This is a genomic window from Terriglobia bacterium (assembly GCA_020072815.1).
GTDB lineage: Bacteria > Acidobacteriota > Terriglobia > Terriglobales > Acidobacteriaceae > Angelobacter.
The window spans coordinates 140,748-157,839 of record JAIQGE010000005.1; the positions used below are offsets into that span (position 1 = coordinate 140,748).

A 17,092-nucleotide genomic window follows, 5' to 3' on the forward strand; every position below is an offset into this window, starting at 1 on the left:
TGAATTGTTTTCCTGGACGTGTTTTTTTAACCGACCCTCCACAGCGCAACATGGAAAATTTCTTCAGCCGGTATAAGAATCCGCTTGTCCTGATGTTGGTGCTGTTCATTCAGGTGGTCGGCCTGGCCACCCAGGTCAAGCGGTCGGAATCGGCCAAGCCCTCCGGTGGCGGCGGCCCGCGGCTGATCCGCGTGTGGACAGTGAGCATCATTACTCCTTTTGAAAAGGCCTTTACCGGCACCGGGCATTTTTTCCGTCATGCCTGGAGCAACTACATTGATCTGCATGGGGCGCGCAAAGAAAGCCGCGAATTGCAGGAGCAGCTTTCCCGCATGAAGATGGAGCAAATGCGGCTGCGGGAGGAAGCGGGGCAGGCCAAGCGGCTGCAAGTTCTCCTCGAATTCAAGGAGCGCTACGTCGGCCAGACGCTGGCCGCGCAGGTCATCGGCACCAGCGGCAGCGAACCGTCTCGCGTCATCTACATTGATAAAGGTTCCAAGAACTCAACCGGCCTCAGGCCTGATTTGCCGGTCATCACACCGGACGGCGTGGTCGGCAAGATCAAGGAAGTTTTTCCTTTCACGTCACAGGTGCTGCTGGTCAGCGATCACAGCAGCGGCGCCGGCGTGCTTCTGCAAGACTCCCGTCTGCAGGGAGTCTTGAAGGGAACTTCACAAGGACAGCTCGTGGTGGACCACGTGATGTCTGATGAAGACATCAAGGCCGGAGAGCGCATCGTCACCAGTGGCGGCGACGGTATTTATCCCAAAGGCGTTCCCGTGGGGGTGGTCATCAGTTCGGGGAAAGATCCGGAGACGGACCCGTTCCTCAAGATCCGCGTGAAACCGGCTGCCAACCTGGACAAGCTGGAAGAAGTGCTGGTAATCACCAAGATGGCGGAAGAAGCGCCGTCGGCGGCCGCGGACTCCGGGCCGCAGCGCGCCGCCGATATCCTCTCCCAGCGGCTGCCCAGCGCCAAGAAGCAGGATGCAACGGACACCGGCAAAATTCCGGCAAGCGCCGCAACGCCCGTGCCATCGGGCGCACGTCCAGACGAGAAAAAATCTGCCGCACCCGCAGGCGAAAAGAAATCCGTGGCTCCGGTGAGCGTGCCCAAGGGTTCAGAGCAGAAGGGTTCGGAGCAAAAGGCTGGGGAGCAAAAGAAGAAGCTGGCCGTTTCCGGACAAGCCAGCGCCAGCCCAACTCCGTCCGCGAAACTTGGCGCCGAGACGAAGAAGCCCGCTACTGACCAGAAGAAGACTCAGCCTTCGGGCGCCGCCGCGGCGGGAAGTCCGGCCACCGGAAGTCCAACGACCAAGAAGGCCAAGCCCCCGGTCGCCAAACCAACGCCCGCGGCTCCAGCCCAGACCGGCGCGCCTGCCGCTACTCCAACCGAAACGCCGGCCTCCAAGAAACCGGAAGCGGAAGGCCAAGAGCAGCCGCCTCCCGGTGGGGAGAAGCCGCCGCAATGAACATCGGCGTTTCCCTCACATCGCGCGAGGAAATCGAGGTCCATCGGTTTAGCTGGATCGTTTCGCTGGGGGTCCCCGCCCTGGCTTTGCTGATCCAGTCTTACCTGCCGTTGAAGATGGGGTTTCTGAAGATCTTTGATCTGCCCTTGCTGGTGGCCATATTTTTTGCCGTCGCCCGCCGCCGGCCGGTGCCGGGCATGATCACCGGAGCGCTGATTGGGACCGTCCAGGATGCTTTGGCCGGCCAGAAGATAGGCTTGTTCGGAATCTCCAAGACCATCATTGGCTATCTGGCCTCGTCTCTGGGGGTCAAAGTGGACGTGGACAACCCCGGCTCGCGCTTCCTGATGACCCTGGCCTTTTACGTGATTCACCACATTGTGTACATGGTGGTGAACCTGGGGCTGGTGGGCGCCAGCGAACCCTGGCAATGGGGCCATACGCTGCTTCGCGCCCTGGCCAACGCCCTGCTGTCGGTGGTGCTGTTCGCTTTGCTGGATAAGTTCAAGCAAAGGATATAAACGTCTGCCCAATCATTCTGTCGCTCCGCTCCAAACCGCCGACGGCTGACTTCCGCTCAACAACCCTCTTGCGCCTAAGCGGCAGCGGGCTCGGCGCGCAAGTCGGCCTCGCCCTTGCGTTCACTTAATCCAAATTATTCTGTCGCTTCGCTCCAAACCGCTGGCGGCTGACTCCCGCGCAGCAACCCTATTTGCGACTAGGGCAGCGGGCTCCCACCCCATCACGCCAAACCCGGGCGCGCTGGGGGCCCCGGGCTCGGCGTGCAAGTCGGCCTCGCCCTTACGTTCACTTAATCCAAATTATTCTGTCGCTCCGCTCCAGACCGCCGGCGACTGATTCCCGCTCAACAACCCTTTTGCGCCTGCGGCAGCGGGCTCCCACCCCATCACGCCAAAACCGGGCGCGCTGGGGGCCCCGGGCTCGGCGCGGCTTTTCTTGCTGTCGCTCCGCTTCAAACCGCTTACGGAAATTTACCAATCAGAGATTCCTCCAGCACCTGTAATAGGCAGTTCGCCGCGCAAGCCGGGCTCGCTGCCATAGCTCAAGTCATGTCACTTCGCGTCAACCTGCACGCGGGACGGTTGCAGGTGACTGGTCTCAAGCGTTTAAGGCCGCTTCTGTGCGTTCAACGTAATCCTTCAGTAACGCATCTCGGGTCTTTGTCCTACCCTGGAGCGGGCGAAAATGCGGTAATCTAGAGGTATCGGCGTCAGCCTGATTCCACGCATACCCGGTTGTCACGGCGACAGCACGTAACAGATATGTCCGGTCGCGAAGAAAAAATTCCGAACCTTAAACTGACGGTCATCCAGTACATCACGCTGGCAGTGTTTCTGTTCCTCGCCTATGGACTGTGGAGCCTGCAGGTGCGCAAGAGTGATGACTACGTGGTGCGCGCTGAGAACAATCGCATCCGGAAGATTCCGATCCTTGCGCCGCGCGGCAAGCTGCTGGACCGCGACGGGCAAATCATCGTTGACAACTATCCTTCCTTCTCCGCGCTGCTGCTGCGCGACCAGATGCGCGACTTGAACGCCGACGCGCAAAAAATCGCCGACGGCCTGCATCTTCCGGTGGAGGAAGTGCTGGACAAGGTCCGCCGCTACCAGCTGGCGCGCAAGCCTACGTCGGACCCCATCATCATTAAGGAAGACATCACTCCCGACGAACTGGCGTTCATCGAATCGCACAAAGACGATTTTCCCGAACTGGAAACGCTGATGATCCACCGGCGCCTGTATCCGCGGGACGGATTCATGGCGCACCTGATCGGCTACGTGGGTGAAGTGAGCGAAGACATGTTGAACTCGCCCAAGTTTGAGGTGTACCAGCGCGGCGACACGGTAGGCCAGTCCGGCGTGGAACTGGAATACAACGATCTGCTCATGGGCAAAGACGGTTCGCGCCGCGTGCTGGTGGACAGCAAAGGCCGCGAAGTTGGCCGCCCCAAGGATTCCACCATTCCCGCGGTGCCTGGTCAGAAGCTCAAACTCACCATTGATATTGATCTGCAGAAGGCGGCCGAACAGGCGCTGGAAGGGAAGAACGGCGCCATCGTGGCCATGGACCCGCGCAGCGGGGAAATCCTGGCCATGGTCAGCCGTCCCACTTTCGATCCCAACGATTTTGCCGTGCGTATCTCGCGCGACGAGTGGAACCAGTTGATCACCGATCCAGCGCACCCTCTGTTGAACAAAGCGATTCAAGCCCAAGCGGCTCCCGGCTCGGTGTTTAAGATCGTAGTGGCCACAGCGGGTATGCAGGAAGGCATTGCCCAGAACTTGAAGGTAAACTGCCAGGGCGGCGCAATATTCTACGGGCGATATTTCAATTGCTGGGTGAAAGAAGAGCATCGCGTCCACGGCGCAGTGGACATTTCCAAGGGAATTTATCAATCGTGCGACGTCTTCTTTTACACGCTGGCGGAACGGCTGGGGATTGAGAAGATCGCCAAATGGGCCAGTGCCATGGGGATTGGCAAAAAGACGGGAATTGATCTTCCCAACGAAGCCACCGGCCTCATGCCTTCCGAAGAATGGAAGATGAAGACCTTCCGGCAAAAGTGGTATGCCGGTGAAGTCATTTCCGTGGGGATCGGGCAGGGGGCCGTAACCGTGAGCCCCATTCAGCTTGCGCGCACCATCGGCGGGATTGCCATGGGCGGCGTCTTCTACCGGCCTCATGTGGTGAACCCCGGCGATCTGCCTAAGGAGTTCCGCAACGTTGCGCAATCTGACGTGCCGGAAGTTGTGCATGTTCCCATCGAGCCGCAGAGCTGGATCACCATCACCAACGCCATGGCCAACGTGATCAGTCCGCTCGGCACTGCCAATGCCTCTCACCTGCAAGGCGTGGATTTTGCCGGCAAGACGGGAAGCACGCAGAGGGTCAGCCACCAGTACCTGGAGCAGCACGGATTGAAGACCAAGGGCTTAAAAGACGAGCTGAAGGGCAATGGGTGGTTTGCCGGCGTCACGCCGCGGCGTAATCCGGAAGTAGTCGTCGTGGTGTATTTTGAAGGCGGCGAACACGGTCCGCTGGCGGCGCGCGTGGCCGCACAGGTGATCAAGGCCTTTGTGGACAAGCAGCGCCGCGTCCGCAACAATCCCATGCTGTTCAGTGACAAAGCTGATCCCGGATCGGTGCCCATTGCCGGAGTATGGAATTATCCCGACCTGGGCGGCGATCATCCTGCTGAGGCCGGCGAGGCCGAGAACCATTTGCAGGGGGGAACCTTCCTGGTAAAGATGGGCCGGTCCAAAGCTTTTCGTCCGGCGCAGCCGCAAAAGCCGGTCGCCGTGGGTACTGCGGGAGCCGACTGATGCGGCGCATGATCTCCTACCGGGACTTTGATTGGGTCCTGCTGTTTTTTGTTCTGCTGATCTGTGCGCTGGGCGTGCTGGAAATCTACAGCACCACGGCCGGGACCAAGTTTGCCGGGGCCCACGTCCGGCAAATCTACTGGATCATGGGCGGCTTGTTCCTGATGTTCATGGTCAGCCTGGTGAACTACCAAATCCTGCTGGAAAACGCGCATTGGTTCTACATTGCATCGGTCATGGCTTTGCTGGCTGTGGCCCTCTTCGGCAAAAAGTACTTGGGTGCGCGACGCTGGATCCAGCTTCCCGGGGGCCAGCATTTTCAGCCTTCGGAGTGGGTCAAGCTGGTGCTGATCATCGCTCTGGCCAAGTATTTCAGCGAGGAAAATGACCGCTCGGCCACGCTGGGCGACGTGGTGAAAGCCGGATTGATTGCGGCCGTCCCCATGCTGCTGGTGCTGCGGCAGCCGGACATGGGCACGGCGCTTACCTACATCCCGATCGCGATCATGGGGCTGTTCCTTGGCGGCATGCAGATACGCCATGGTGTGATCCTGTTGCTGGTGGCCGGCGTGCTGGCGCCCGCCGTGTGGATGAAGGGGTTGAAGCCGTACCAGAAAGAGAGGCTCACCAACTTCATGCACCCTGACGCCGATCCTAAAAACCGCGGATACCAGTTGGAGCAATCCAAGATCGCGGTAGGTTCCGGGGGCATTTGGGGGAAAGGTGTGCGCAAAGGCACCCAGACCCAGGGATCGTTCATCCCGGAACCGCATACTGACTTTATCTTTGCCGCGTGGGCGGAGGAGCATGGGTTTGTCGGCGCTATGGGGTTGCTGCTGCTATACTTTATGGTGCTGATGCGTTTGATCCACAACGCCCAGACCGCGCCTGATCGCGCGGGAGGTTTTGTGGTGATGGGCGTGGTGGCAATCTTGCTATTCCACGTCCTGGTCAATGCCGGCATGGTGGTTGGGTTTATGCCCGTCACCGGAATTCCTTTGCCTTTGATGAGCTACGGAGGCTCGTCCGTGCTGTTCATGTTCCTCTCTTTGGGGATTGTGATGAACATCCGGATGCGCCGTTTCGTGAACTAGGAAGGGAATTTCAAACCGCGCCCTGGAGGGGCGCGCAAAGGGAATAAGTTTTTAACGTTACGCCCTTACGTTTTAAGAGGGCGCCGGCCCTGGAGAGAGCCGGAGAGAATTCAGAGAGCATGACCGGGCAGGTAACGGCCCCGCGAAAAACGCAGGGTGGCCACAACCCCGGGAATGCAAAGGTGCCAAGATTTTTCAAACAAGCCATGTGCAGGTTGCAGAGCCGCTCCGGGACAACTTTCCGGAGCACGCGTCTTCTCCCTGCCGGCGAACAAGATTGAATCTCCGCACACCTCTATGCCTGAACGCCGGCGTGATTTTTGCCCCGGCGCTCAACTTGCTCTGGATCTTCTCCTCTTAGTTCCTGGTTCTTACCCGGTCCGGTCAACACCGGAGAGAAATTGATGTCGAAAGAACTGTTTGTCTCTTCGACGCCGCACGAAACCAAAGTTGCGATTGTCGAAGAAGATTTGCTCGCTGAGATTTATTACGAACGCGAGAACGAATACACCCTGGCAGGTTCCATCTACAAAGGACGTGTGACCCGCGTGCTTCCCGGCATGCAGTCGGCCTTTGTCAACGTTGGTTTGGAGCGCGACGCCTTCCTGTACGTCACCGATTTCCTGCTGGAAGAAGATGAGGACGCGGAAGGGCTGGAGCAGGCGGTATCACGGTCACGCATTGAAGTGCTGCCGCAATCCGACGAACGCGGCGCCGGGGAAGATGCTGCCCCGCTGGAAGCGCAGGACATTATGCCGCCCATGGAAGTCCTGGGCGAGCCGCCGGCCGAGGAAGAACGCGGCCCGGCTGCCGGCGAAGAAGCCGCGGGAGAAGATCAAGACCGTGAAGGATCGCGCAAGTGGCGCGGACGCCGCCGCCGCCGTGGCGGGCGCGGCCGTTTCCAGGAGCGTGAAGACCGCCCGGCTGAAGCCACGCCGGAAAGCCGTCCTGAATTTCGTCCTGAAGCTCGTCCTGAAGCTCGTCCTGAAGCCCGTTCTGAAGGCCGCCCTGAATCGCGGCCGGAATTCCGTCCGGAGCCACGGCGTGAATTCCGCCAGGACAACCGGCCGGAGCGCAGCTTTGATCGTGATCGCGAGCGCCGGCCTGAAAGCGCGCCTCCTCCGGGCTATGAGCCCATCGTGCTGCCGGGAGAGTCCATCCGCAAGTACCAGCCGCAATCGGCCACGCCGGCGGCAACGGAGTCCGGGCCGCAAGCGCCGGTGCGGCGTAACGCCGCCAAGCCATCCACCGAGTATTCGATTGATCCCTCGCAATTTTCGCCCGGCTCCATGACGCTGCCCGGCGAGACCATTTCAAAGTACCGGCATCCCGCATCGCAGAAGCCGGCCGCTGCCGTGGAAACACCCGTTAGGCCGGAAACCGAGGAACACGGCTTTCTGCAAGACGCGGAATCCACAGGGCCGGTTCCGCGCCAGTACAAGAAGGAAACGGAGCCTGAAGCGCGCGTTGAAGCGCCGCCGGTGATCGCGCCCATGGTGGTTCGGGAAACGCCGGTTCGGGAAACGCCGGTTCGCGAAGCGCCGCCGGTGCGTGAAGCCGCGCCCGTTAGCGAAGCAACTCCAGTAATCGAGACCGAACTCCCTGCGCACGCGCATGAACCCGAGCCGCGGCACGATGAGTCGCGCTTTGAATCCATGAACGTGGCCGCCGTGTTTGGTGGCGCTGCGGCGGAGCCTGCGGAAGAATCGTTTGCGGAAAGTGAAGAAGAGCCTTCCGAAGAAGCTTCCTCAGAAGGCGGGCGAAGCCACGCTGCAGAAGACGCCTCCACTGGTGACGGCCAGCCGTGGAAGGCAGCGGCCAGCGGAGTGGTGGAAGAGGAAGAGATCGAAGAAGACGAAAGCGATCTGCCGGGATTTGAAGAAGACGTTGACCTGGTGGAGTACGAAGAACTGGAAGAGGAAGTATTGGGTCCGGGCAACGAAGCCATGGTCGCCATGGGACGCGAGCTGACGGAAGCTGTGCGCGACGCCCACGTCAACGAACATGCCACCGGCCAGTACGAAGCCGATGGCTTGGAAGGTCCGGAAGAAACCGAAGAGGGCGTTGAAGGCGAGTCGGGAATGTTCGGCCTGGCCCAGGAAGATGTCGAAGAAGACATGGAAGCGGCCCTGGAAGAAGAGAACGAAGATCAGGAGGGCGCAGGCGCTGAACATCGTGCGGCTCCCGCAAGCGCCGGCTATCAGCAGGGCCAACCGGAGCGACGCCCCGTGGACCGTCGCGGTGGACGCCGCCCGGCACGCCGCATGCGCGGCGGGGGACGACGCCCCCACGTGCAGCGCCAGATCCCGGTCATCAGCGATCTGCTGAAAGAAGGCCAGGAAATCCTGGTGCAGATCGCCAAGGAACCTATCGCCAAGAAAGGCGCGCGCATCACCAGCCACATCGCGCTGCCGGGACGCTACTTGGTGTACATGCCCACGGTGCATCACACCGGCGTTTCGCGCAAGATTGCGTCGGACGAGGAGCGCCATCGCCTGAAGCGCATTGTGCTGAGCGAACGGGGCGAAGCCAACGGCGGATTCATAGTCCGTACCGCGGCGGCGGGCGCCAATGAAGATGATCTTCGCGCCGACATTCGCTTCCTCATCAACCTGTGGACGGAAATTCGCGGGCGCGCGGAGAAATCCAAGGCCCCGGCTTTGATCTATCACGACCTCAACCTGGTGGAACGCATCCTGCGCGATCAGGTGACCACCAGTTTCTCCAGCATATGGGTGGACACCGAGCCGGAATACGAACGCATCTTGCGCTTTGTCAGCCGTTTTCAGCCTTCGCTGCTGAAGCGGGTAAAGCTTTACAGCAAGGAAACGCCGCTGTTCGAGCAGTTCAACATCAATGAGGAAATCAACAAGGCGCTCAAGTCCAAGGTCTGGCTCAAGAGCGGCGGCTACATCGTCATCAACCAGACCGAAGCGCTGGTGGCGATTGACATCAACACGGGCAAGTACGTCGGCAAGACCACGCGGCTTGAGGACACCATCGTCAAGACCAACCTGGACGCGGTGAAGGAAATGGTCCGCCAGATCCGCTTGCGCGATCTGGGCGGGATCATTGTGATTGACTTCATTGACATGGATGAGCGCCGCAATCGCCAGAAGGTGATGCAGGCGCTGGAAGAGGCCCTCAAGGCCGATCGCGCGCCCTCCAAGGTCCTGCAGTTTAACGATTTTGGCCTGGTGGCGATTACCCGCAAGCGGGTCAAACAATCCCTGGAGCGCACGCTGGGCCAGACTTGTCCCACGTGCCAGGCCACGGGCATGATCAAGTCCGTGAGCACGGTGTGCAATGAAATCTATGTCGAGATGCGCAAGATGGCGCGCCATTTTGAGCACGACGTGATGCTGCGCGTGAATCCTGAAGTCGCCAAGGCGCTCAAGAGCAACGCCGGGAAGTGGCTGCAAGAGATGGAAGAGCTGACCAAACGAACCATCCTGGTTAAGTCTGATCCTCTGGTGCATCCGGAACAGTTCGACATCCAATAATGTAGCGGAATTCAGCCGGGGACGCGCGTGGCGCGTTCCCGGGTTGTAGCACTTCCGGACTGTGCAGTCCGGGGTTTTTTATTGATATCGTTCTCGTGCCCCGAAAGGACGGCTTCCGGTATATGGGGAAAAATTTCAAAGGCACGCCCCGCGAGGAGCGTGCCCTGAGCGCCTACGTAAAACTGGCGCGCGCCGCCAATGCGGCCCTGGTTTACGCCCGTGCCAGTTTTGACGATTCCGGCCTTACGCCCAGCCAATTCGCAGTGCTGGAGGCGCTCTTCCACGTGGGGCCTCTTTGTCTGGGCGATTTGGCGCGTCGCATCCTGACCAGCGGCGGCAACCTGACTCTGGTGGTGGACAACCTGGAAAAGCGCGGTCTGGTCAAACGGCAGCAACAGAACCCGGACAAGCGCTTTGTGCTGGCCACCATCACGCCCGCGGGGCGCAAATTGATCGCCAAAATCTTCCCTGACCATTCCCGCCGCATTGCTGAAATCATGGGCCGGCTCAACAGCGCCGAGCAACAGCAACTGGGCGATCTCTGCCGCAAACTGGGTAAGGGCCTGCAGTCGTAAGACAATCCTCAAGTCACGGCGCGCGGCATGATATCTTTGTCCGCTCATGTCACTTTCAGCCTGGTTGTATGCCATCGCCATTTTTCTGGGCAGCTCTCTGCTTTTTCTGGTCGAACCCATGGCCGGGAAGCGGCTCACTCCGCTTCTAGGAGGGTCCGCCGCCGTTTGGATCACCTGTCTGGTCTTCTTCCAGTCGGCGTTACTGCTGGGCTACCTGTGCGCGCACTGGATGGCCAGCCGGCTGCGGCCGCGCGTGCAGGCCCTGGTTTACATGGCGTTGCTGGCGGCCAGCCTGGCGCAGGCGATTTTCAATCTGCGTCCCAGCCTGCAGTCTTCCAGCGCGCATCCGGTGGCGAGCGTTTTCTGGCTCCTCAGCGTGCTGATTGGCTTGCCGTTTCTGACTCTTTCGGCGACCAACCCCCTGCTGCAATCCTGGTACGCGCGGGGTTTTGCGCGAAAAGCGAACGCCGGCGAATCCGGCTCCGCCGTCACCCCGCCTTATCGTCTGTTTGCCTTGTCGAATTTCGGTTCTCTGCTGGGGCTGGTGGTGTATCCGTGGCTGATTGAGCCGCGTTTTACTTTGCACGCGCAGGCCGTGGCCTGGCTGGGCGGCTTTGTTGTCTTTGTTATCGTCTGCGGAACCATTCTTTGGAAGCTGGTTCGCGTTGCGGAGCTTCAGCCCGCCGCGCCGGTTGCATCGGCGACGGAAACGGCGTCCACGCCAGCGCCGTCCATGTCACCATCAGCCGCACCCAGTCTGGGTGATCGCGCTCTGTGGGTGCTGCTCGCAGCGTGCGGATCGCTGATGCTCTGCGCGGTGACCAACCACATCAGCCAGAACATCGCCGCCATCCCGCTGATGTGGATTTTGCCGCTCACCATCTACCTGCTTACGTTTGTGCTGGCGTTTAGCCCCAGGCAGCGTCCCTGGCGGCTGATGGCCATGCAGGTCCCCGGTCTGGGCGTGAGTGTTGCCCGCCTGATCATGCTCATTCTTCTGGCTGCGGCCGTCTTTTCCATGGGCTACGTGCTGTACAGCAAGACCCTGACCCTGCTGTTTCAGGTTTCCATCGCATTCTTTTGCCTGGCGCTGTTCATTGTTTGTTTGTTCTGCCATACCGAACTGCACCGGCTGCGTCCTGCGCCACGCTACGCGACTGCGTTTTATCTGCTGATTGCCGCCGGCGGGGCCTTGGGGTCCATTTATGTAGGCATTGTGGCGCCTGTGGTCTCTTCCGCCAACTACGAGCTGGTCTGCGGACTTGCCGTTACCACCCTGCTGGCGGTGCTGGTGAGCTGGCGGCTGCCGGTCGGCTGGCGCGTCTTCTGGTCGGCGGCCACGCTGGCGATGATCGCGGTGGTTTACTTGCAGGTCCAGTACAACGGAAAGCACAGCATCGCCCAACTGCGGAACTTCTACGGTACCCTGCGCGTCACTGAATCCTTTAATCCGCCGGACACCGCAGCCACCCGCACGCTCATGAATGGGACCATCATTCACGGTCTGCAGATTTTTACCGACGAGCTGCGCCGCACGCCCACTTCCTATTACACGCACGATTCCGGCGTGGGCATTGCGATAGATAATTGCTGCGGAGAGCGGCGGCGCCGCATCGGAGTCATCGGTCTGGGAACAGGCACGGTGGCGGCTTACGGCCGCCCCGGGGACGTGATTCGTTTTTACGACATCAACCCGCAAGTGGAGCGGATCGCCCGCAGTCTGTTTTCTTATCTGCGCGAGTCCCAGGCTTCGATTGAAATCGTGACCGGCGACGCGCGCGTGTCGCTGGCTGCTGAACCGCCGCAAAACTATGACGTGCTGATCGTGGACGCTTTTTCCGGCGACGCCATTCCCGTCCATCTGCTTACCCGGGAGGCGATTGCCCTCTACCGTCGCCATCTCAGTCCCGGGGGAATTCTGGCGGTCCACGTTTCCAACCGGTATCTGAATCTGGCACCGGTCGTGCTGCAGCAAGCTGAGGAAGCCGGACTACCGGCAACCGTGGTGGGTACGGAAGACCGCGAAGATCAAGGAGAAGGCGGGTATAGCTCGGATTGGGTCTTGGTCACCGCGAACCAGGCTTTCCTGGATCTGCCCGCGGTGACCGAAGGCGCGGAGGACATCGCCCCGTTGCCTGGGCTCCGCCTGTGGACCGACGACTACAATAGCCTGCTCCCGCTGCTGAAGCTGGAGAAGTTCAAGTGGTACACGCGGGAGGAAAACGACGAGTAAGCGCCGTTTTCGCGGCGGCCGGGGCCCCTGAATCTATTTTGACATCAAAGCATCTAACCCAAGTGAACGGACAACAACCTTTGCTTCACGGGGGCTGAATATGATCCAGGTTAGACGCGCCGACCAACGCGGCCACGCCAATCATGGCTGGCTGGACACTTACCATACGTTCTCATTCGCCAACTATTTTGATCCAGAGTTCATGGGGTTCCGCAGCCTGCGGGTGATCAATGAAGACCGGGTCAAGCCGGGATACGGCTTTCCTACTCATCCGCACAACGACATGGAGATCATTACTTACGTGCTGGAAGGATCGCTGGAGCACAAAGACAGCATGGGGACGGGGTCGGTGATCCGCCCGGGCGACGTGCAGAAGATGAGCGCCGGCACCGGGGTGCGTCACAGCGAGTTCAACCACTCGGAAGACGACCCGGTGCACCTTTACCAGATATGGATTCTGCCGGAGAAGAAGGGCATCCAGCCCATGTATGAGCAGAAGGCCATTCCCGCGGAAGAGAAGAAAGGCAAGCTTCGCCTGGTGGCTTCACCGCGGGGCGGCAATGGAAGCAGCGCGGTCAAGCTGTACCAGAGCGTGGAGTTGTTCGCCACCGAACTGGACTCCGGCCAGTCTGTGGAGCATGAACTTGCCGCGGGACGCTACGCCTGGATCCAGGTGGCCCACGGTTCCGTGGAACTCAACGGCCAGGAATTGAAAGCCGGCGATGGAGCGGCGGTTTCGCAGGAGACGCGGCTTCAGATCACCGGAGCTTCGGCCAAGAGCGAAGTCCTGCTGTTTGATCTGGCATGAGCTAGCTGCCGGGAGCAGCCGCGAAGCAGGGCTGACGAAAAGCAAAAGGTCTTTCCGTTTCGGGAGGACCTCCTGCTTCGTCGGCAAGTGGGTTCAGCTTCGAGCGAACACAGCCGAGGGCGGCTGTGCCACACGAGCCCGGTCTGCGCTTGATTCGCGGCTTCGCCGCTTGCGCAGGCGGTTCCGGTTACTTTCGCCATTACCAGCGGCTCCAGTTGCTCGCGTCCTTGGTAACATACGGGCCAAATTGTGAGCATTGTGCATTAACACCACAATATCTTGTGGTGCACTGGCCTTGGTGACCCGCCATTTTGAGATGTACCAGGCAGAAAAGTGGTACTAGCCCCAAAGATACACCGGAAACACGGGTAGAAACCGGAAGTTCCCTATTGACCTCCTGAAGTAGGCCAGCTATAACTCGCTTCGACCTGAAGTTTTCCCCCCCGAGAAGACAAAGGATTTATCCAAGGCCTGGGTGGAGCCCAAGAACCCACCGTGGAAAGGCTAACGCTTATGGCGGCAGACTCGCGTGAAGTGATGAACATTCGACAGGCTTCGCAGTATCTGGGAGTCAGTGCGGACACGCTGTACAAGTACGTGACCGAGGAAAAGATCCCTGCCTTCAAACTCGGGAACCGCTGGAAATTCAAGAAAACCATTCTGGACCAATGGATGGAACAGAAGAGCACCATGAACATGAGCGGCGCCAAGAAGAAACCAAAAGGCGCCAAAGCGGCGGGCGGACGATAAGGTCCAGGATCCCAGGCAGAGTGAGAACAAGGCGGACAGCATGTTTGGTTCAGGAAAATCAATCGTAGGGTTGGACATCGGCTCCAGTTCCATCAAGGCCATTGAGTTGAAGCGCTCCAAGGGCGAGATCGTGGTGTCCCACCTGGGCGTGGAGCCGCTGGCCAGCGACATCGTGGTGGACTCCATGATCGTGGATTCGGGCAGCGTTTCCAGCGCGATCAGCAAAATCTTCGCCGACCACAACATCAAGACCAAGAACGTGGCCACGTCCGTCAGCGGGCACTCGGTGATTGTAAAGAAGATCAACGTGAACCCCATGAGCGAAGCGGAACTGGCGGAGAGCATCACCACGGAAGCCGCCCAGCATATTCCCTTTGACATTGCTGACGTGAACGTGGACTTTGACATCCTGAACCCGGAAGATACCGGCCCGCAGATGGACGTGCTGCTGGTGGCCGTGAAAAAAGACAAGATCCTGAATTACACCAACGTGCTCTCGCTGGCCGGCAAAGCTCCGGCCATCGTGGACATTGACGCTTTCGCGCTGCAGAACTGCTACGAATACAACTACCAGCCCTCCCCCAACTCCACCGTGGCCCTGCTGAACCTGGGGGCCAGCGTGATGAACATCAACATCGTCAAAGGGACCACGCCGCTGTTCACGCGCGACGTGAGCGTGGGCGGCAACCAGTACACCGATTCGCTGCAGAAAGAACTGGACCTGAGCTTTGACGACGCCGAAGCGCTCAAGCTGGGCAAGAAAGTGGGGACGGTCAGCGAAGACGCCAAGCAGCCGATCCTGCAACAAGTAACGGAAATCATCGTGCTTGAAATCCAGAAGACGTTTGACTTCTTCCGGGCCACGGCTTCGGGCGAGCACATTGAGCGCATTTTCATTGCCGGCGGTTCATCCAAGGTGCCGGGGCTGGTGGAGGCCCTGCGCCAGGAATTCTCGCTGCCGGTGGAGATCCTGAACCCGTTCCAGAGAATTATGCCGCCCATGGACGCCATGGAGAACGAAACCCTGGAACAGAACCCGGGACAGCTCGCAGTGGCTGTGGGTTTGGCCCTCAGGAGCTTTGAGAACCTATGATTCGCATCAACCTGCTCGGAACACCGCGAAAAACACGAGGGGGCAAACGTCCCTCAGCGCCCTCCATGCCGGGAGAAGGCTCCAGCACGATTGTGATGGTGATCGCTTTCCTGGGGCTGCTGGCGGTTGGAATCGGAGGTTCGTACTGGTATTACGTGCGCGTAGAACGCCCCAAGCTGAACAAAGACCTGGAATTCGCGCTGGCTGAGAACCGGCGTTTGGCGGACGTGAAAGTGAAATACGAAGCCAGCCAAAGAAAAGCCGACATGTTCAAACGGCGGCTGAAAGTGATTGACGATCTGAAAGAGGCCCAGAAAGGGCCGTTTGAGATGCTCAACCGGATCGCGGACACGGTCAACAGGACGGACGCCGTGTGGCTGGAAGCCATGACCGATGACGGCCGGAGCATTGACTTTACCGGGATGGCGCTCAGCGCCGATGCGGTGGCCGACTTGATGGCCAACTTGAGAAAGAGCGGGGCGTTCAAGTCCGTGGAGATCAAGGAAACCGCGCAGGACACCGCGGTGAAAGAGCTGCAGGCATTCAAGTTTGAGTTGATTTGCGAAAAGGCATTGACAGGAAAGATACAGAAGGAATCTTAACGTAAGCGGCGGTTGGGGACGGTTGAGCTTATGGCGAAATTCAATGAAATGTCGTTTGGCGCACGATTCGGCATCATGGTGCTGGTGGTGGCGATTGCGGCTGCGGTCTACTGGTACGCCTTTCTGAATGGCGAGGTGCAGGCCAACCAGGCGCTCAAGACCAGAATCGCAGACAAGAACCGGGAAAACGCCCAGCTCCGGGAGTTTGAGCCCAAGCTGCAAGAGCTGAACCGGCAAATGGCCATCCTGCAGCAGCAAATGGAAATCCAGAAGAAGATTGTGCCGGACGAGAAAGACGCGGACCAGTTTATCCGCCTGCTGCACGATACAGCGGCGACTTCAGGCATTGAGATCCGCCGTTACACGGCGCTGCCGATCGCCAACAAAGAGTTCTACAGTGAAGTGCCGTTTTCCATTGATGTTGACGGGCCCTATTATTCGGTCTTGAACTTCTTCCAGCGGGTTTCCGAGCTGGAGCGCATCATCAACATTGACAATCTGCAGATGGCCAACACCAAAAACTCCAACGCGGCGAAGGTGAAAAACACCTATACCTACGCGCAGGGGGAAACGGTGGTAGCCAGCTGCACAGCAACCACGTTTTACAGTCACGAGCCGGAGCCTCCGGCGCCGGCCGGGCCGGTTCGTCCGGGACAGCCGCCAGCAGCGGCCGCACCGGTACAGCCCAGGCCGAATTGAGCTCGATGATGAAGCCAGGGGAACTTAAGATGAAGCTGATTCAAATTCTCGCGCTAACGGCAGCCATGGCGACAATGGCCACGGCGCAGAATGCCGGCAAGTCGCCGGCCCCGGCCGCGACGCCCGTCAAATCGCCGGCCGCTGCCGCCGGTAAACCGCAGCCTGCGGGGCAGCCCCCGGCATCCAAGAAGCCGGCGGCCAGCGCACCCGCTGGCGCCGCCAAGGGCGCAGCGGCAAAACCGGCCGCCACTCCTGCCACGGCAGGCAAGCCGGCGGGTACAGCTCCAGCAGCAAGCAAGACCGGCCCGGCGCCGCAGATCGTCGCCAAACCGTCACCGGTTCCGGCGACAAAAGCCGGGAAGAAGCCGGCCATCGTAGCCACCGCCCCGGCGAAGAAGAAGAAATCCGCAAAGGGACAGACCGCGGCCACCAAGAAGCCCGCGACCGGACAACCCAAGGTGGCGGAAACGGCGCAGCCGGAGAAGAAGAAGCCGGCCCAGAGGTTGATGGGCGCGGCGGGGCGCCGCGATCCGTTCGTCAGCCCGATCCGCGGCATCGAAGGTCCGCGGGGGCCACTGCCCGGCTGCAACACGGGCAAGCGCTGCTTGAACATTCCTGAGCTGGTCCTGCGCGGGACCGTGCGCGACATCAGCGGGAAGATGCTGGCGGTGGTCTCCAACAGCGTGCAGAAAACTTATACGCTGCGGGAAAACGACCAGGTTTTCAACGGAAGCGTGGAAAAGATCACTAGTGATTCCATTGTTTTTCGCGAGTTTGTGAAAGACGCGCTGGGCCGTGAGACGGCGCGTGAAGTGGTAAAGAAGATGACCCCGCCTTCGTAGGCGAGGGCCAGATGATATTCGATCAAGATGCGGCGAAAACATTGACGGGCCGAACAAGTTTTGGGAGCACAGGAAAG

General features: G+C 59.8%; 13 protein-coding genes. All 13 read left to right on the plus strand.

The window, feature by feature from the left end:
• Nucleotides 1-50 precede the first annotated feature (50 nt).
• The 13 genes from mreC to LAO20_08085 all read left to right on the plus strand — a co-directional run bounded on the left by mreC (nucleotide 51) and on the right by LAO20_08085 (nucleotide 17,015).
• Nucleotides 51-1,472 carry a rod shape-determining protein MreC gene (mreC, locus tag LAO20_08025; protein ID MBZ5531363.1) on the plus strand — a complete coding sequence of 474 codons (1,422 nt, stop codon included), beginning with the start codon at nucleotides 51-53 and terminating at the stop codon, nucleotides 1,470-1,472.
• Nucleotides 1,469-1,993: a rod shape-determining protein MreD gene (gene mreD / locus LAO20_08030; protein ID MBZ5531364.1), complete on the plus strand. Its 525-nt coding sequence runs from the start codon at nucleotides 1,469-1,471 to the stop codon at nucleotides 1,991-1,993. Before mreC ends, mreD begins: the two co-directional genes overlap by 4 nt.
• A gap of 762 nt (nucleotides 1,994-2,755) precedes the next feature.
• Nucleotides 2,756-4,816, plus strand: a complete 2,061-nt coding sequence (gene mrdA, locus LAO20_08035; protein ID MBZ5531365.1) for a penicillin-binding protein 2 — start codon at nucleotides 2,756-2,758, stop codon at nucleotides 4,814-4,816.
• Entirely contained in the window at nucleotides 4,816-5,910 is a 1,095-nt protein-coding gene (gene rodA, locus LAO20_08040) for a rod shape-determining protein RodA (GenBank protein MBZ5531366.1), read from the plus strand. Before mrdA ends, rodA begins: the two co-directional genes overlap by 1 nt.
• A 404-nt stretch (nucleotides 5,911-6,314) precedes the next feature.
• The gene (locus LAO20_08045; protein MBZ5531367.1) at nucleotides 6,315-9,413 is read left to right on the plus strand and encodes an Rne/Rng family ribonuclease; all 3,099 of its coding nucleotides are present in this window, start codon (nucleotides 6,315-6,317) and stop codon (nucleotides 9,411-9,413) included.
• 122 nt (nucleotides 9,414-9,535) lie between these two features.
• Nucleotides 9,536-9,988, plus strand: coding sequence for a MarR family transcriptional regulator (locus LAO20_08050; protein ID MBZ5531368.1), 453 nt, complete (start codon nucleotides 9,536-9,538; stop codon nucleotides 9,986-9,988).
• Nucleotides 9,989-10,034: 46 nt separating this feature from the next.
• Nucleotides 10,035-12,221 carry a fused MFS/spermidine synthase gene (locus tag LAO20_08055; protein ID MBZ5531369.1) on the plus strand — a complete coding sequence of 729 codons (2,187 nt, stop codon included), beginning with the start codon at nucleotides 10,035-10,037 and terminating at the stop codon, nucleotides 12,219-12,221.
• Between the two features lie 100 nt (nucleotides 12,222-12,321).
• The gene (locus LAO20_08060; protein ID MBZ5531370.1) at nucleotides 12,322-13,029 is read left to right on the plus strand and encodes a pirin family protein; all 708 of its coding nucleotides are present in this window, start codon (nucleotides 12,322-12,324) and stop codon (nucleotides 13,027-13,029) included.
• A 537-nt stretch (nucleotides 13,030-13,566) separates the two neighbouring features.
• On the plus strand, nucleotides 13,567-13,779 hold the full coding sequence (locus LAO20_08065) for a helix-turn-helix domain-containing protein (GenBank protein ID MBZ5531371.1): 213 nt from the start codon (nucleotides 13,567-13,569) through the stop codon (nucleotides 13,777-13,779).
• A gap of 40 nt (nucleotides 13,780-13,819) precedes the next feature.
• Complete coding sequence (locus LAO20_08070; protein ID MBZ5531372.1) at nucleotides 13,820-14,872, plus strand: pilus assembly protein PilM; 1,053 nt, start codon at nucleotides 13,820-13,822, stop codon at nucleotides 14,870-14,872.
• Nucleotides 14,869-15,474, plus strand: coding sequence for a PilN domain-containing protein (locus LAO20_08075; protein MBZ5531373.1), 606 nt, complete (start codon nucleotides 14,869-14,871; stop codon nucleotides 15,472-15,474). The genes LAO20_08070 and LAO20_08075 overlap by 4 nt, the downstream gene beginning before the upstream one ends.
• Nucleotides 15,475-15,504: 30 nt before the next feature.
• A complete protein-coding gene (locus LAO20_08080) occupies nucleotides 15,505-16,173 on the plus strand; it encodes a type 4a pilus biogenesis protein PilO (GenBank protein ID MBZ5531374.1) in 669 nt (222 codons plus the stop codon).
• Nucleotides 16,174-16,202: 29 nt separating this feature from the next.
• Nucleotides 16,203-17,015, plus strand: a complete 813-nt coding sequence (locus tag LAO20_08085) for a hypothetical protein (protein ID MBZ5531375.1) — start codon at nucleotides 16,203-16,205, stop codon at nucleotides 17,013-17,015.
• Nucleotides 17,016-17,092: the final 77 nt, after the last annotated feature.

What these genes read in the sequence shown, in the direction of transcription:
- mreC (MBZ5531363.1), top strand. Translation starts at nt 51, where the DNA reads ATGGAAAATTTCTTCAGCCGGTATAAGAATCCGCTTGTCCTGATGTTG.
- mreD (MBZ5531364.1), top strand. Translation starts at nt 1,469, where the DNA reads ATGAACATCGGCGTTTCCCTCACATCGCGCGAGGAAATCGAGGTCCAT.
- mrdA (MBZ5531365.1), top strand. Translation starts at nt 2,756, where the DNA reads ATGTCCGGTCGCGAAGAAAAAATTCCGAACCTTAAACTGACGGTCATC.
- rodA (MBZ5531366.1), top strand. Translation starts at nt 4,816, where the DNA reads ATGCGGCGCATGATCTCCTACCGGGACTTTGATTGGGTCCTGCTGTTT.
- LAO20_08045 (MBZ5531367.1), top strand. Translation starts at nt 6,315, where the DNA reads ATGTCGAAAGAACTGTTTGTCTCTTCGACGCCGCACGAAACCAAAGTT.
- LAO20_08050 (MBZ5531368.1), top strand. Translation starts at nt 9,536, where the DNA reads ATGGGGAAAAATTTCAAAGGCACGCCCCGCGAGGAGCGTGCCCTGAGC.
- LAO20_08055 (MBZ5531369.1), top strand. Translation starts at nt 10,035, where the DNA reads ATGTCACTTTCAGCCTGGTTGTATGCCATCGCCATTTTTCTGGGCAGC.
- LAO20_08060 (MBZ5531370.1), top strand. Translation starts at nt 12,322, where the DNA reads ATGATCCAGGTTAGACGCGCCGACCAACGCGGCCACGCCAATCATGGC.
- LAO20_08065 (MBZ5531371.1), top strand. Translation starts at nt 13,567, where the DNA reads ATGAACATTCGACAGGCTTCGCAGTATCTGGGAGTCAGTGCGGACACG.
- LAO20_08070 (MBZ5531372.1), top strand. Translation starts at nt 13,820, where the DNA reads ATGTTTGGTTCAGGAAAATCAATCGTAGGGTTGGACATCGGCTCCAGT.
- LAO20_08075 (MBZ5531373.1), top strand. Translation starts at nt 14,869, where the DNA reads ATGATTCGCATCAACCTGCTCGGAACACCGCGAAAAACACGAGGGGGC.
- LAO20_08080 (MBZ5531374.1), top strand. Translation starts at nt 15,505, where the DNA reads ATGGCGAAATTCAATGAAATGTCGTTTGGCGCACGATTCGGCATCATG.
- LAO20_08085 (MBZ5531375.1), top strand. Translation starts at nt 16,203, where the DNA reads ATGAAGCTGATTCAAATTCTCGCGCTAACGGCAGCCATGGCGACAATG.